13 protein-coding genes are annotated in these 14,668 nt (G+C 67.6%); 10 read left to right on the forward strand and 3 right to left on the reverse strand.

Annotation, left to right across the window (positions count from 1 at the left end):
- Nucleotides 1–74: 74 nt before the first annotated feature.
- Nucleotides 75–2,153 (forward strand): gluconolaconase, encoded by a 2,079-nt coding sequence (locus ABE473_RS08950; RefSeq protein WP_346489224.1) that lies wholly within the window; start codon nucleotides 75–77, stop codon nucleotides 2,151–2,153.
- 6 nt (nucleotides 2,154–2,159) lie between these two features.
- Here ABE473_RS08950 and ABE473_RS08955 read toward each other — a convergent pair whose 3' ends face one another.
- Nucleotides 2,160–2,534 (reverse strand): YciI family protein, encoded by a 375-nt coding sequence (locus ABE473_RS08955; RefSeq protein ID WP_346489225.1) that lies wholly within the window; start codon nucleotides 2,532–2,534, stop codon nucleotides 2,160–2,162.
- 211 nt (nucleotides 2,535–2,745) lie between these two features.
- On the opposite strand from ABE473_RS08955, the gene ABE473_RS08960 reads away from it, so the two are divergent.
- From ABE473_RS08960 to ABE473_RS08995, 8 genes are all read left to right on the forward strand, one after another.
- Complete coding sequence (locus ABE473_RS08960; RefSeq protein ID WP_346489226.1) at nucleotides 2,746–3,165, forward strand: YciI family protein; 420 nt, start codon at nucleotides 2,746–2,748, stop codon at nucleotides 3,163–3,165.
- A gap of 27 nt (nucleotides 3,166–3,192) precedes the next feature.
- A complete protein-coding gene (locus ABE473_RS08965) occupies nucleotides 3,193–3,615 on the forward strand; it encodes a VOC family protein (RefSeq protein ID WP_346489227.1) in 423 nt (140 codons plus the stop codon).
- Nucleotides 3,616–3,642: 27 nt separating this feature from the next.
- The gene (locus tag ABE473_RS08970; protein ID WP_176990464.1) at nucleotides 3,643–4,053 is read left to right on the forward strand and encodes a VOC family protein; all 411 of its coding nucleotides are present in this window, start codon (nucleotides 3,643–3,645) and stop codon (nucleotides 4,051–4,053) included.
- 55 nt (nucleotides 4,054–4,108) lie between these two features.
- A complete protein-coding gene (locus tag ABE473_RS08975; protein ID WP_346489228.1) occupies nucleotides 4,109–5,362 on the forward strand; it encodes a sigma-70 family RNA polymerase sigma factor in 1,254 nt (417 codons plus the stop codon).
- A 69-nt stretch (nucleotides 5,363–5,431) separates the two neighbouring features.
- Nucleotides 5,432–7,081 (forward strand): M28 family metallopeptidase, encoded by a 1,650-nt coding sequence (locus ABE473_RS08980; protein ID WP_346489229.1) that lies wholly within the window; start codon nucleotides 5,432–5,434, stop codon nucleotides 7,079–7,081.
- A 245-nt stretch (nucleotides 7,082–7,326) separates the two neighbouring features.
- On the forward strand, nucleotides 7,327–8,586 hold the full coding sequence (locus ABE473_RS08985; protein WP_176990461.1) for a histidine kinase: 1,260 nt from the start codon (nucleotides 7,327–7,329) through the stop codon (nucleotides 8,584–8,586).
- Nucleotides 8,576–9,349, forward strand: a complete 774-nt coding sequence (locus ABE473_RS08990; RefSeq protein ID WP_088432747.1) for a LytTR family DNA-binding domain-containing protein — start codon at nucleotides 8,576–8,578, stop codon at nucleotides 9,347–9,349. Before ABE473_RS08985 ends, ABE473_RS08990 begins: the two co-directional genes overlap by 11 nt.
- Nucleotides 9,350–9,371: 22 nt before the next feature.
- Nucleotides 9,372–9,716, forward strand: a complete 345-nt coding sequence (locus ABE473_RS08995; protein WP_346489230.1) for a hypothetical protein — start codon at nucleotides 9,372–9,374, stop codon at nucleotides 9,714–9,716.
- A gap of 39 nt (nucleotides 9,717–9,755) precedes the next feature.
- Here the strand turns inward: ABE473_RS08995 and ABE473_RS09000 are convergent, their stop codons facing one another.
- Nucleotides 9,756–10,370, reverse strand: coding sequence for a hypothetical protein (locus tag ABE473_RS09000; RefSeq protein WP_176990458.1), 615 nt, complete (start codon nucleotides 10,368–10,370; stop codon nucleotides 9,756–9,758).
- Nucleotides 10,371–10,688: 318 nt separating this feature from the next.
- Here ABE473_RS09000 and ABE473_RS09005 point away from each other — a divergent pair, with 318 nt between their 5' ends.
- Nucleotides 10,689–11,606, forward strand: a complete 918-nt coding sequence (locus ABE473_RS09005) for an oxygenase MpaB family protein (protein ID WP_346489231.1) — start codon at nucleotides 10,689–10,691, stop codon at nucleotides 11,604–11,606.
- A 738-nt stretch (nucleotides 11,607–12,344) separates the two neighbouring features.
- Here ABE473_RS09005 and ABE473_RS09010 read toward each other — a convergent pair.
- Nucleotides 12,345–14,465 carry a M13 family metallopeptidase gene (locus ABE473_RS09010; RefSeq protein ID WP_346489232.1) on the reverse strand — a complete coding sequence of 707 codons (2,121 nt, stop codon included), beginning with the start codon at nucleotides 14,463–14,465 and terminating at the stop codon, nucleotides 12,345–12,347.
- Between the last annotated feature and the right edge of the window lie 203 nt (nucleotides 14,466–14,668).

The raw sequence follows: 14,668 nt of genomic DNA on the forward strand, positions 1-14,668 counted from the left end.
AGCGACCTGTGTCAGGGTTTGCAGATCCGCGCGCAGGCCGTATCGTCAGTGCCCTTTGGAATGCAGGGATCGCAATGGGACGCAACGCATGGGCAGGAATGATCGCGGCGGCTACCGCTGCGGTGCTCGCATGGACCTTCCTGCGTGAGCCATCGCCGCCATCGCCGCCGCCAGGCCCGGTGGCGACCGTGCTGGGGTGGACGCCGGAGATCCGCGTGCTGGCCGGCGACGGCGTCGGCGGCGCTGCAGACGGCCCCGCCACCCAGGCACGCTTCGCCGATCCGTATGGGCTGGCCGTCGACGCCCACCGCGTGGTCTACATCGCCGATGCCGGCGACAACAACCGCATCCGTCGCGTACATCCCGACGGTCGCGTGGACACCCTGGCCGGGCAGGGCGAAGGCTGGCGCGACGGCGCTGCGATGCAGGCGCAGTTCAACACGCCGTCCGGTATCGCAGTGGATGCCGCCGGCACTGTCTTCGTCGCCGACACCGGCAACCATGTCATCCGGCGCATCGCGGTGGATGGCACGGTGAGCACGCTCGCCGGCGATGGCCAGCGGGGGTTCGTCGATGGGCCGGCCGCGCAGGCGCGTTTCGATGGGCCGATGGGCGTGGCGGTGGACGCGGGGGGCCGTGTCTACGTGGCCGATAGCTACAACGATCGCATCCGCGTGATCGAGCCCGATGGGCGGGTGCATACCGTGGCCGGCGGCGAACGCCCGGGCAACGCCGATGGGAGCGGTGCGCTCACGCGGCTGGATACACCGGTGGCGCTGGCGCTGGATGCGCACGGCAACCTGCTGATCGCCGACCTGTTCAACAACGCGATCCGCCAGCTCGCCCCGGATGGCACGCTCAGTACCCGCGTTGCCGATGGAGGGCTGCTCAGCGGTCCGCTGTCCCTGGCGGTGACCCACGACGGGGTGATCTATGCCAGCGACATCAATGGCAAGGTGGTGCAGATTTCGGCGCAGGGCCACCAGCTCGCGCTGGCCGGGGTGCCGCCGCAACCACGTTTCGCCCGCCCCACCGCGCTCGCGCTGGATGCGGGCGGTGGGCTGTATCTGGCCGATGCCGCGTCCTACCGTGTGCATCGCCTGAGTCCGTTGGCCGCAGGCCAGACCGCACCGCCGGCCCTGATCGGCCCGGCGCCGGACGCCCCGCTGCCCGCCACCGCCGGCCGTTGGCCGCTGGCCCCGCAGGAGGGGTGGCATGAAGTGGCCGGCACGCTGGGTGAAGTGCGCGGCGACTTCAAGGGGGAGAGCCGCCATCACCTGCACGGCGGCTTTGATATCCGCGGCGATGTCGGCCAGCCGGTGCTGGCGATCGCCGATGGCAAGGTCGACACCCCGTTCGCGGCGTGGTCGGTGGGCGGGCAGGCCGAGGGCCTGTCGCTGGGGTCGCTCAGGTACATTCACATGAAGGTCGGCCGCGATCCGCGCGACCGCCAGTTCGATGCGCGCTGGCAGCAGCTGTCCGGTGAGGACGGCAGGTTGCAGCGCATCCGCGTGCGCCGCGGCACCCGCTTCGCCGCAGGTGAAGCGCTCGGCACCATCAACCGCATGGCGCACGTGCACCTGAGCGTGGGTGCCAGCGGCTTCGAACGCAATGCGGTGGCGCTGGGCTTTACCGGTTACGCCGATGCCTTCGCGCCGCGCATCACCGACGTGGCCGTACTGGACGATCTCGACCAGCCGATCACGGCCGGTGCCGACGGCCGCGTTGCGATACCGCGCCAAGGCCCGGGAGTGCAGATCGTGGTGGAGGCCTGGGACCAGGTCGACCGCAACCTGCCGCGGCGTCGGCTGGGCCTGTATCAGGTCGGCTACCAGGTGCTGGATGCACAGGGCCGGCCGCTGGCGGGCTACGAGCAGCCGCGCTTCAACATCGTGTTCAACCGGATGCCGCGCGAAGACAGCGCCACCCGCGTGGCCTATGCACCGGACAGTGGCATCACCGTGCATGGCAGCGCGATCACGCGGTTCCGCTATCTGGTCACCAACACCGTGCGCGATGGCCTGGTCGAGACCGCACGCTGGCAGCCCGATGCGTTGCCGGCCGGTGACTACATCCTGCGTGGCAGTGCACGCGACTACAGCGGCAATGAAGCGATCGGTCCGCGCGATCTGAAGATCACGCTGCTGCCCTGAGCGGTATCAGGCGCCGACGCGCACGCGCTCGGCGTCCATGTCGGCCAGCGGCCGTACCTCGATGCTGCCGAAGCGCGACCACGGAAACTGCTGGGCGATGCGCATCGCCTCGGCGGGGTCGGGGGCGTTGATCAGGTTGAAGCCGGCCAGCAGTTCATGGGTCTCGGCGAACGGGCCATCGGTGATGCGGGCCTGGCCCTGGCGCACGCGCACCGTGCGCGCGCTGTCCACCGGCTCCAGTTTCTGCGCGAGCACCAGCGTGCCCTCGGCCTGCAACGCATCAGCGTGGCGCAGGCAGTCGTGCATCAGGCGGTCGTACTCCTCGCCTGGCAGGGCCTGCAACAGGCCCTCGTCGATGTAGATCAGCAGCAGGAATTGCATGGCCAGGCCAGGGAATGGGCAGGGCCATCATCATGCCCCAGGCCACGCGGCAGCCGTGTTGCAGCGCGACAGGACGCGCCTGTTCAGGCTGTCTGCGACGGCTGGCCGACGGCATCGACATTTTTTTTGGCGGGCGTGTCGATTTCCGGCTCACTGCAACGTTGTATCCCTTGAACGGCCCGGATACGGGCCGGCCCCGAAGGAGACACCGATGAAAGTCATGGTACTGGTCAAGGCCACCGCGGCCACCGAGGCCGGACAGCTGCCGACCGAGCAGGAGATCCGCGCCATGGGCGCCTACAACGAGCAACTGGTCCAGGCCGGGATCATGCTGGCCGGCGAGGGCCTGCACCCGACCTCGCGTGCGCGCCGGGTGGCGTTCGGCAGCGAACCGCCGTGCGTGATCGATGGCCCGTTCGCGGAAACCCGCGAGCTGGTCTGCGGCTTCTGGCTCTGGCAGGTCCGTTCGCTGGACGAAGCCACCGAATGGCTGAAGCGTGCGCCGTTCGCGCCGGGTGACGTGGTCGAGCTCCGCCCGATTCTCAGCGCCGAGGATTTCGGCGCGGCCTTCACCCCCGAATTACAGGCGCAGGAACAGCGTCTGCGCGACCAGATCGGCGCGGCCGATTGACCCACCCCTCACCCCTGGAGCATTCCCATGAAACTGATTCCGTTCCTCGGCTTCAACGGCAAGACCCATGAAGCCATGGCCTTCTACGCGCAGGTACTCGGCGGCGAGGTCACCTCGGAAATGAAGTACCGCGACATGCCACCGATGGAAAGCCAGGAAGGCTGTGGCGAGATGCCGCCGGAGACACTGGACCATGTCGCTCACAGCCAGCTGGAGGTCGGTCCGGCGATCCTGATGGCCGCCGACGGTCCGTCCCCGGAAGGGCAGGGCGGCACCACGATCAACATCGATGTCGACTCGATCGAGGAGGCCGAGCGCGTGTTCAAGGCCCTGGCCGACGGCGGCGAGATCAAGATGCCGATCACCGAAACGTTCTGGGCCCATCGTTGGGGCTTTCTGATCGACCGCTACGGCAAGCCGTGGATGGTCAATTGCATGAAGCAGCCCTGATTCCCACGTCCAACAGGAAACGCACGCATGTCCAACGCGACGCAACAGATGATCTTCGTCAATCTCCCGGTGCGCGACCTGGAGGCCTCCAAGGCGTTCTTCGCCGCGCTCGGCTACAGCTTCAACCCGACCTTCACCGATGAGAACGCGGCCTGCATGATCATCAGCGACAGTATCTTCGTGATGCTGCTGGTGGAGTCCTTCTTCGCCCAGTTCACGACCCAGCCGATCAGCGATGCGCGGCGGCAGACCGAGGTGATCACCTGCCTGTCGGCCGAGAGCCGCAAGGCAGTCGATGCGCTGGTGGACACGGCGCTGAAGGCGGGTGCCCGCGAACCGCAGCCGGCGCGCGATTACGGCTTCATGTACCAGCGCGGCTTCCAGGACCTGGACGGCCATCTGTGGGAAATCGCACACATGGACGGCGAACCGGGGTGATGGCACGGCGCGGTGCGGCTTGTGCCCCGGCCGCACCGGTGCTTTGATCGGCCGCATGGACACGGCACTGACGCAACGACTGGACACGATCTGGCGCATGGAGGCGCCAGTGCTGACCGCCCGCCTGACCCGCCTGCTTGGCGGCGATGTCGGCCGTGCCGAAGAGCTGGTCCAGGACACCTGGCTGGCCGCGCTGGAGCGCTGGCCCAGCCAGGGCGTACCGGACAATCCCGGAGCGTGGCTGATGACCACCGCGCGCAACCGCGCCATCGATGTGCTGCGCCAGCACCAGCGCGTCGCCGGGCAGCACGCGCAGTACGGCAGTGAACTGGAGCCGCTGGCGTTGCCTGCGCCGGATGACAGCGACGCGCTGGAAGACGACATCGGCGATGACCTGCTGCGGCTGATGTTCGTGGCCTGTCATCCGGTACTGGCGGCCGACGCGCGGGTGGCACTCACCCTGCGCCTGCTGGGCGGGCTGACCACCGACGAGATCGCACGGGCCTTCCTCGCACCCGAGCCGACCATCGCCCAGCGCATCGTGCGCGCCAAACGCACGCTGGCGCAGAAGCAGGTGCCGTTCGAAGTACCGCGCCAGGCGGCGTTGCCGGAGCGGTTGGCGTCGGTGCTGGAGGTGGTCTATCTCATCTTCAACGAAGGCTACGCCGCGAGTGCCGGCGATGACTGGATGCGTCCGGCGCTGTGCGATGAAGCGCTGCGGCTGGGCCGCGTGCTGGCCAGTCGGTTGCCGACCTGGCCGCAGGTGCAGGGGCTGCTCGCCCTGATGGAACTGCAGGCCTCGCGCACCGCCGCGCGCACGGATGCCACCGGCACGCCGATCCTGCTGCCCGAGCAGGACCGCGCGCGCTGGGACTGGCTGCAGATCGGCCGTGGACAGGCGGCGCTGCAGCAGGCGGTGGCACTGGGGGGCAGCGAGGATCCGTACGTCCTGCAGGCGGCCATCGCCGAGTGCCATGCGCGCGCGCGCCGTGCCGAAGACACCGATTGGGCGCGAATGACGGCGCTCTATGCACGCCTGGCCCAGCGCCAGCCGTCGCCGGTGATCGCCTTGAACCATGCGGTCGCCCTGTCGCGCGCGGAGGGGGCGGCCGCGGCTTGGCCCCTGGTCGATGCGCTCGCTGGCGACGCACGGCTGCGCGACTACGCGCCGCTGGCCGCGGTCCAGGGCGACCTCCTTGCCCGGCTGGGTCGCAGCGAGGACGCGCGGGCGGCGTTCGAGCGCGCGGCCACGCTGACCGCCAACGCGCGCGAGAAGGCGCTGCTGTTGGCACGCGCGGCGGCTGTGTAGACCGGCACTGCACCGGGCGGCGGCTCTGGCCTACACTCGGGCGATTGTCGGTCAGTCATGAGGTGCAGCGTGAAGCGTGTGGTAATCAGCCTGTTGGCGTTGTCGGTGTCGTCGGCCTTGATGGCCGCCACCCCCAAATTCGATGGCGCGCGGATCTCCGCCGACGTCAAGGAACTGGCCTCGGATGCCTACGAGGGCCGCTCGCCGGCCACGGCCGGTGAAGAAAAGACCATCGCCTTCCTGAGCAGGCAGTTCGCGGCGGCCGGCCTGCAGCCGGGCGGCGACCTCAAGGACGGCAAGCGCCTGTGGACCCAGGCCGTGCCGCTGCTCAAGGGCGATGTCGTCGGCACCCCGAGCCTGTCGCTGAGCAGCAAGGGCAAGCCGCAGACGCTGAGCCAGGGCAAGGAAATCGCCGTGCGCGCCGCGATGAACGGTGCCAGCGAAGTCGACATCAAGAACGCCCCGCTGGTCTTCCTCGGCTACGGCGTCAAGGCCGGTGAGCGCAACTGGGACGACTTCAAGGGCGTCGACCTGAAGGGCAAGATCGCCGTCGTGCTGATCAACGACCCGGACTTCGAGACCGGCCAGGGCGACTTCGACGGCAAGGGCATGACCTACTACGGTCGCTGGACCTACAAGTACGAAGAAGGCGCACGCCAGGGTGCCCTCGGCGTGCTGATCGTGCACGAAACCGCACCGGCCTCGTACGGCTGGGCCACCGTGGCCGGTTCCAATACCAACACCATGTTCGACGTGGTCCGCGACAATCCGGCCGAAGCGCATCCGCTGCTGGAAGGCTGGATCCAGCGCGATCTGGCGGTGGAACTGTTCAAGCGCTCGGGCCTGGATTTCGAGGCGCTCAAGAAGCAGGCGCAGACCCGTGACTTCAAGCCGGTCGAGCTGAAGGGCGAGACCTTCTCGGCCAAGTACGCGGTCAAGACCGAGGTGATCACCTCGCACAACGTGGCCGCGCGCCTGGAAGGCAGCAAGCATCCGGACGAGACCGTGATCTACAGCGCGCACTGGGATCACATCGGCGTCGGCAAGCCGGACGCGAACGGTGACACCATCTTCAACGGCGCGCTGGACAACGCCAGTGGCACCGCCTCGCTGGTCGAGCTGGCCCGCGGCTTCGCCAAGGCCAAGCGTCCGGAACGTTCGGTGCTGTTCCTGGCCGTCACCGCCGAGGAAAAGGGGCTGCTGGGCTCGGAGTACTACGCCAGCCACCCGCTGTACCCGCTCGGCAAGACCGTGGCGCTGATCAACATGGACGGCATGGCGCCCTTCAGCCCGTCGCGTGACTTCGGCATCTACGGCTCGGCCAAGCTGGAACTGCTGGACCAGCTCAAGGACGTCGCCAAGGGCTGGGACATCCGCTACACCCCGGATCCCAAGCCGGAAGCCGGCCTGTTCTTCCGCTCCGATCACTTCCCGTTCGCCAAGCGCGGCGTGCCGGCGGTGTCGTACTCGGCGGGCCAGGACTGGGTGGAGGGTGGCGTCGCGGCCGGCAAGGCGGCCTCTGATGACTACACCGCCAAGCGCTACCACCAGCAGGGCGACGAGTGGCAGCCGGACTGGACCTTCGCCGGTGCCTCGCGCGATCTGGAAGTGCTGTACACGCTGGGCAACCAGCTGGCCAACTCGCGTGCCTGGCCGAACTGGAGCGACGACTCCCAGTTCCGCGCCCCGCGCGATGCCAGCGCCGCCGAGCGGAAATAAGACCGCGTCCGGCCGGCACGCCGGCCGGACCCCGCTGTAGAGCCACGCCATGCGTGGCTTCGCGGTCCCGAACCCCGACGTAGAGCCACGCCATGCGTGGCTTCGCGGTCCCGGAACCAAAACCAGCCACCCATGGGGTGGCTCTACACCGCTTCGTCCCACCATTCCCCGCCTTCGTCGCATGCCGCTTGTTCCCGCTGCCGGCAGGGCTATGCTCGCCTCACTCCCTATGTGATGACGCCGCCGTGTTCGCCAGCCTCGCTCTGATCCTCCGCATCCTGTTGGCCTGGGCCGCCGCCATCGTGGTGGCGGGATTCGTCTGGAGTGGCATCTTCAGCGGCATGAACGATGGTCCCGGCTGGGTCTTCGGCCTGCTGGCCCTGTTCGTGATGGTGACGGCGGTGGGCAGCTGCATTACCCATATCCGCCGGGTCTGGCTGGTCGCCGGGCGGCTGGATGCCACCACGCTGTCCAGCCGCCAGCGCCGCCAGATCGAGCTGCCGATGGATGCCGGCCCGGCGTTCGCCCTGCTCGAAGCCGCCATTGCAGAGCTGCCCCGCGTAGAGGACATCGAAAGCGCGCCCGGCAGCCTGCAGGTGCGGGCGTACGTGCGCCGCGTGGACGCCTACAACGGCCGCCCGCCGTCGCGCTGGAATCTGCCCGCGCGGGTGGCGATCCGGCGCAACAGCGTGCTCGCCACGGTCACCCCGGGGCAGGGCACCAGCAGCGTCACCCTGCTGTTCGAACCCGATGCCGGGGTCTGGGCGGACCTGCTCGCGGTCGACGAAGGCAGCAATCATGAAAATGCCGAGGCCGTCAGCCGCGCGATCACCCGTCGCGTCGCCGAACAGCGCCGCGACGAGCAGGCCGCTGCCGAGCAGACCGCCACCGAGAAGGAGCTGTCCGTCGCCAAGCTCAACCTGCTGCATGCCCAGGTCGAGCCGCACTTCCTCTACAACACGCTGGCCAACGCGCAGGTGCTGACCCGCACCGATCCGCCCCGCGCCGACCAGATGCTCGGGCACCTGATCCAGTACCTGCGCAGCTCGCTGCCCAGCGTGGAGGAATCGATGTCGACCCTGGGCGTGGAGCTGGAGCGCACCCAGGCCTACCTGGAGATTCTCAAGATCCGCATGGGGGCGCGCCTGGCCCTGCAGGTGGACGTACCGCCGGCGCTGCTCGGGCTGGCACTGCCCTCGATGGCGCTGCAGACCCTGGTCGAGAACGCGATCAAGCACGGCCTGGAGCCCAAGCCCGGCGGCGGCACGGTGTGGATCATCGCGCGCGCCTTCGAGGACCATGTCACCCTCACCGTGGCCGACGATGGCCTCGGCTTCGGCCAGGGCACCAGCGGTTCCGGCATCGGCCTGAAGAACCTGCGCGAACGCCTGCGCCTGACCTGTGGCGAACGCGCCGGCGTGGCGATCGTGTCCAATTTCCCCAGCGGTGTGGCGGCGACGATCACCCTGCCGCGCGATGCCCGTGAGGCGATCCATGCAGCTTGATGCGCTCATTGCCGAAGACGAAGACCTGCTGCGGCAGTCGCTGGTCGCCCAGCTGCAGCGGTTGTGGCCGGAACTGCGGCTGGTGGCCGAATGCGAGGACGGTGCCAGCGCGCTGGAGCGCCTGGCCGAGCTGAAGCCGGATCTGGCCCTGCTCGACATCCGCATGCCCGGCATCACCGGCATCGAAGTGGCCCGCGCGCTGCCGGAGATCAGCCCGCGCACCCAGGTGGTGTTCGTCACCGCCTACGACCAGTACGCCATTGATGCGTTCGAACAGGGCGCGATCGACTACCTGCTCAAGCCGGTCAGCGATGAGCGCCTGCTGGCCACGCGCGAGCGCATCCTGGCGCGCATGCAGCTCGGCCGCCCGGACAGTGGCATGCTCGAGCAGCTGCTGCAGCGTCTCGGCCAGCAGCCCGCCGCCGCATCAAGCACGCCACCGTTGGCCTGGATCACCGCCAGCAACGGGCGCGACACGCAGCTGATCATGCTCGAAGACGTGATCTACTTCCGGGCCGACAGCAAATACACCACCGTGGTCACCGAACAGGGTGAAAGCCTGCTGCGCACCTCGTTGCGCGAACTGCTCGACGCGCTCGATCCGCAGCGTTTCCGCCAGATCCACCGCTCCACCATCGTGAACATGAAAGCGGTCGCCGCGGTCACCCGCGATGACACCGGCCGCGGCCAGCTGCGCTTGAAGCACCGGACCGAAGTGCTCAACGTCAGCCAGCCCTTCATGAGTCTGTTCCGCGGGATGTAACCGCCTTCTTCTGGAGCCTCCCATGCGTATCGCCGTTGTCGCCAGTCTCTGCGTCGTGATGCTGGCCGCCTGCCAGCAATCGAGCAACACCTCCGTCACCCGCATCCGCGCCAATGGCGTGGATACGCTGCACAGCAGGACCACCGTGGACAACGGCGTGGCCAGCTTCGCCTGCATCGCCAGCAGCAGCGGCCAATGCCATTACCTGGTGCTGGATGCGCGCTGCGCCAAGGACAAGGACTGTGCTTACCCGCCGCTGCACCGGCTGGCCGTGGCGGTCGGCAAGACGGAGCAGATGGCGGGCTTGCCGGCCGGCTTCCAGCACTGCGTCAGCGCGGTCCAGAAAGAACGATGCCACCGTGAGTGATCACGGTGGCATCGTGGCTCCCCCCGCTTTGCAGTAGGGTCAGAACGCGGGCTGCAGATGCAGATTGGTGCCGTTGGGCTGCTCGCCGACGTGGTTGAGCTGGCCGACCAGTTCGGTGTGCTGCTTCATCCGGCCGATCTCGCGCATGATGCGGATGTCCTCGTGGCGCAGCTCGCGCTTCGCGCTCACCGCCTGCTTGTAATCCAGGACTTCCGGGTAGTGCTGGGCCATGTCCAGTGCTTCGGCCACGCACTCCACCGTATCGGCATCGGAGGTGATCCGGGCGCGGCTGTTGAAGGCCTTCATCCAACGCTCAAAGCCGGCGGTGTGATCGAACATGTTGGCCATGAACCAGATCACGAACAGGATCGAGACCCACGAACCGAACACGATCACCACGCGGGTGAAGGTGATATGGAAGTCATCCTTCCACAGGTAGTTGCTGATCAGGCCGAGGATGAGCAGCGAGGACGCCTGCCAGCCTACGATCGAGGCCATCAGCCATTGGCCCTTGGCCTTGGCGAGCACCGCGACTTCCTCGCGGATCTGCTGTTCACTCTTGTTACGCCAATGCGCGACCTGTTTTTCGAACGGGCTGTTGTACAGCTCGTTGTCCTGCAACAGCAAACCCAAACCTTTGAACAAAGCGATCATGACGAGCTCCTTCTGGAACGTGCGGCAGCGCATTGGACGACGTTGTGGCAGGTCCAGTTCTAGCACTTTCACGGCGCTTGGCAATGGGCAAAGCGCAAAGATCCGGCGTCAATCCTGCATGAATGGGGAAACCCGCAGCGGATTTGCGCATTGCGGCACGTAAATCACCGGGTAAACAGGCGTTACGTGGGGGTGTTCATGCTGCACGTGCACAATGTAGAGCCCGCTGGCGGTAGCGTCCTCGCCAGCCCCGCCGGTATCACGCAGAATTGACGCATCCGCGCAAAACGCCGGTCCGCTCCGCCCTCGGTACTGTTGATGTCCTCCCTGCTGCGTTCGCTTGCCCGCCCCGCCACCGCCCCGATCCGCCGCTGGGTATTGGGTGCTTTTCCCCGCGGCCAGAGCGGGATCGATTACGACCAGCCGCTGGGCGACCCCGGCTGGTTCGGCCCGGACAGCATCACCTGGCGCGTGCATTCGGAGTTTCCCGGCATGCTCGCCGGCGGCCTGTGCGCGCTGATGCTGCAGACCCTGCATCCGCTCGCCCTGGCCGGCGTCTACGACCATTCGAACTTCCGCGCTGACCTCGTTGGCCGCCTGCGCCGCACCACCGCGTTCGTCGCCGGCACCACCTACGCACCGACCGCGGAAGTCGAGGCGCTGATCAGCAAAGTGGCGCGCATCCACGCGCAGGTGCGCGGGCAGACCGCCGACGGGCGCGCGTATTCCGCCGACGATCCCGCCTTGCTGACCTGGGTACATGTGACCGAGGCCTACGGTTTCCTGCAGGGCTGCCGGCGCTATTGCCGCGACGTCCCAGGCGACATCGCCGATCAGTATTACCGTGAGTACAAGCGCGTGGCCGAAGCGCTCGGGGCTGCCGATGTGCCCGCTTCGGAAGCGGAGGTGGACGCGTACTTCGCGCAGCAGCAATCGGCGTTGGTGTTCGACGCGCGTTCGCGCGAAGTGTTGGCGGTGCTGTCGGACATCCGCCTGCCGGTGCCGATGGCCGGGCTGTCACGCGAGGTGTTCCTCGGCGCCGGCGCGGCGCTGTTGCCGGACTGGGCAACGTCGATGCTGGTGCGAACACCGATGCAGCGTGCCCAGTCGCGCGCGTCTGCGGCGATGCTGAAGGGCATGGCGCCACTGTTCCGGCGTGCACTGCAGGATGGCCTGGCGACGCGGGCATGCACGCGGATGGGTCTTCCTGCCAGCGTGCTGGCAGAGTGGGTTTAAAGCGGTGAATCGCGAGTGCCTGTGTCTGATGGTTGGGTCGGACACGTGCAGGCTTCCGGGACCCGCTGCAAGTACGTCCATGTAAGCTCGTATGCCGCCATCCATGGCGGCATACGGTCCCTCCAGCCTGCACGTGCCCGCCCCCTGACAATTGGCCGGTGGCCATGCTGAGGTCAAAAGCCAGCGAGCGGCGCTGAGCGGCAAGGCTGAGTGGTAGCGCCAGGGTGCACGTCCAAGTGCCAGTCCGCTGTGCGGATGCTGAGCAGCGAAGTACGCAGCTGTTCAGAGCGGAAGTTCAGAGCAGCAAGGCGATGCCGTGCAGCCGAGTAGCAAAGCCACAGAGCAAAGCCACAGAGCAAAGCCACAGAGCAAAGCCACAGAGCAAAGCCCCCACCATCACTGTCGGAGCCGCAGAGCCCGCGCCTGCTCTTCCCCTTGCGCACCAGCCCACTGTCAAAGGGTGGGCATGGGTGGGGTGGCGGGACCGTATGCCGCCATGGATGGCGGCATACGAGCTTACATGGACGTACTTGCAGCGGGTCCCGACACCCCACCCATGCCTGCCCAAACCAGCGCAAACGCAAACCCCAGCCGTTGCTCCGCTCCAGCTTTGTAGCTTTGTAGCTTTCCAGCTTTCCAGCTTTCCAGCTTTCCAGCTCTGCAGCTTTGCAGGGCAAAAAAGAAAAACGGGCGCCGAAGCGCCCGTTCTTTCATCTCAACAAAGTGCGATGAACCACCTCACCACACCTTGACCCGCTTCTCCGGCGCCAGATACAGCTTCTGGCCTTCCTTCACCTCGAAGGCCGGATACCACGCATCCAGATTCCGCACCGTCAACGCACGGAACTGGCCCGGTGCATGCACATTGGTCAACAGCGAATTGCGCAACGCCTGCTCACGCGCCTTGCTGCGCCACGCCTGCGCGAAGCCCAGGAAGAACCGCTGATCCGGCGTGAAGCCCTCCAGCGTCTGCCCCGGCTTGCCCTGCAGCGACAACTGATACGCATCGTAGGCCGTCGACAGACCCGCCACATCGGCGATGTTCTCGCCCAGCGTCAGACGACCATTCACCGAGACCCCCGGGAACGGACTGTAGCTGCTGAACTGCGCCGCCAGCGCGTCGCCTGCCGCGTTGAACTGCTTCAGGTCCTCCGCCGTCCACCAGTTCTGCAGCTTGCCCGTCTCATCGAACAGCGCACCGGCATTGTCGAACCCATGGCTGATCTCATGGCCGATCACCGCGCCGATCGCACCGTAGTTCACCGCATCATCGGCCGCACCATCGAAGAACGGCGGCTGCAGGATCGCGGCCGGGAACACCAGGCGGTTCTCCAGCGGCACGTTCATCGCATTGATGGTCTGCGGCAGCATCGCCCACTCGCTGTGGTCGACCGGCTTGCCCAGCTTGGCGATGTTGCGGCGGTACTCGAACAGCTCCGCCCGCTCGGCGTTGCCCAGCGCGTCATCGCGCTTGATCTCCAGGCCGGTGTAGTCGCGCCACTTGTCCGGGTAGCCCATACCGACGGTCAGGCCCTCGACCTTGGCCTTGGCACGCGCCTTGGTCTGCGGCGACATCCACTCCAGTGCATCGATGCGCTTGGCGAACGCGGCGATGATGTTCTTGGCCATCTCATCGGCACGGGCCTTGGTGGCCGGGTCGAAATGACGCTCGACGTACAGCTTGCCGATCGCTTCGCCGACCGCATGGTTGCTGTCATCGACGGCACGCTTCCAGCGCTCGCTCTGCTGCGGCGTCCCGTTGAGCGTGGTGCCGTGGAAGGCGAAGCGCGCATCCGCGAACGACTTGGGCAGGTACGGTGCGGCGCGGTCCAGCGCGTGGAAGGCCAGGTAGTCCTTCCAGACCTCCAGCGGCTCGGTGGCGACCAGGCGCGAAATGCCGGCCACGGCCTTGGGCTGCCACACGATGAAGTCCTGCTGGGCGTCCAGGCCGGCCGAGGCCAGGAAGGCGCTCCAGTCCATGCCCGGCGCCTTCGCGCTCAGGTCGGCCTGCTTCCAGGCGTTGGCGCCCTTGGCGACGTCGTTGGTGGCTTCCTGCGTGGCATGCGCCTGGGCGATCTTGGTCTCCAGCGCGACGATGCGCTGCGCCTTGCCCGCCGGATCGGCGACGCCGGCCAGCTGCAGCACCTGCGCGATGTAGGCCTGGTACTGCTTGCGGATCTCGGCCATGCGGCCGCCCTGCAGGTAGAAGTCGCGGTCCGGCAGGCCCAGGCCACCCTGCACCAGGTACGGCGCGGTGCGGTCGGGCTGCAGCAGATCCACCGACACCCACACGCCGAACAGGCGGTCGGTGTAGAAGTTGGTGGCGTTGAGCAGGTCGACGTCGGCGCGCAGGGTGCCGCCCAGGGCGGTGGCGAGCGCGGCCTTGTCGCCGATCCCGGCGATGGCGTCCAGCTCGGGCTTGACCGGGGCGGTGCCGCGCGACTCGATGCCGGTCTCGTCCATGAAGGCGGCGTAGTAATCGCCGATCAGCTTGGTCTCGCCCTCGGCCTTGGTATCGGCCGCGGCGCCCTCGAGGATCGCGCGGGTGTCGGCCAGGGTCTTTTCGGAAATGACGTTGAAGCTGCCGTAGCTGGAGCGGTCGGCCGGAATCTCGGTGTTCTTGACCCAGGTGCCGTTGGCGAAGCCGAAGAAGTCATCACCGGCGGCGACGCTGCGGTCCATGCCGGCGGCATCGAAGCCGAAGCTGCCCAGCTGCGGCGTGGGCGCGGCCGGTTGCGCCGGAGCGGACTCAGGCGCGGCAGTGGCCGGTGCAGTGGCCTCGCGGTCGCAGGCGGCCAGGCTCAGCGACAGGCTGGCGGCAATGGCGAGCATCAGGGTGGGGCGGCGCAGCTTGGACATTGAGCTTCTCGGCAACGGAAACGTCCAAGTCTAATCCTGTCCCCGGCGCCCGGTTATGCCGGCTGCGGCGGCATCGGGTACCGGATGTGCCCGTCCCCCGGGTTCACCGAGGTGAACCGCCGCCGGGGTGCTTCCCGTGCCGCGCGCGCTGGTGCATGCTGGAGCGGCACGGATTCCGCGCGCGCCTGCTGGGCGCCCGCGTG

Source organism: Stenotrophomonas sp. TWI700, assembly GCF_039673645.1.
In the GTDB taxonomy this organism is placed as follows: Bacteria; Pseudomonadota; Gammaproteobacteria; order Xanthomonadales; family Xanthomonadaceae; genus Stenotrophomonas; species Stenotrophomonas maltophilia_AA.

What these genes read in the sequence shown, in the direction of transcription:
- ABE473_RS08950 (WP_346489224.1), top strand. Translation starts at nt 75, where the DNA reads ATGGGACGCAACGCATGGGCAGGAATGATCGCGGCGGCTACCGCTGCG.
- ABE473_RS08955 (WP_346489225.1), bottom strand. Translation starts at nt 2,534, where the DNA reads ATGCAATTCCTGCTGCTGATCTACATCGACGAGGGCCTGTTGCAGGCC.
- ABE473_RS08960 (WP_346489226.1), top strand. Translation starts at nt 2,746, where the DNA reads ATGAAAGTCATGGTACTGGTCAAGGCCACCGCGGCCACCGAGGCCGGA.
- ABE473_RS08965 (WP_346489227.1), top strand. Translation starts at nt 3,193, where the DNA reads ATGAAACTGATTCCGTTCCTCGGCTTCAACGGCAAGACCCATGAAGCC.
- ABE473_RS08970 (WP_176990464.1), top strand. Translation starts at nt 3,643, where the DNA reads ATGTCCAACGCGACGCAACAGATGATCTTCGTCAATCTCCCGGTGCGC.
- ABE473_RS08975 (WP_346489228.1), top strand. Translation starts at nt 4,109, where the DNA reads ATGGACACGGCACTGACGCAACGACTGGACACGATCTGGCGCATGGAG.
- ABE473_RS08990 (WP_088432747.1), top strand. Translation starts at nt 8,576, where the DNA reads ATGCAGCTTGATGCGCTCATTGCCGAAGACGAAGACCTGCTGCGGCAG.
- ABE473_RS08995 (WP_346489230.1), top strand. Translation starts at nt 9,372, where the DNA reads ATGCGTATCGCCGTTGTCGCCAGTCTCTGCGTCGTGATGCTGGCCGCC.
- ABE473_RS09000 (WP_176990458.1), bottom strand. Translation starts at nt 10,370, where the DNA reads ATGATCGCTTTGTTCAAAGGTTTGGGTTTGCTGTTGCAGGACAACGAG.
- ABE473_RS09005 (WP_346489231.1), top strand. Translation starts at nt 10,689, where the DNA reads ATGTCCTCCCTGCTGCGTTCGCTTGCCCGCCCCGCCACCGCCCCGATC.
- ABE473_RS09010 (WP_346489232.1), bottom strand. Translation starts at nt 14,465, where the DNA reads ATGTCCAAGCTGCGCCGCCCCACCCTGATGCTCGCCATTGCCGCCAGC.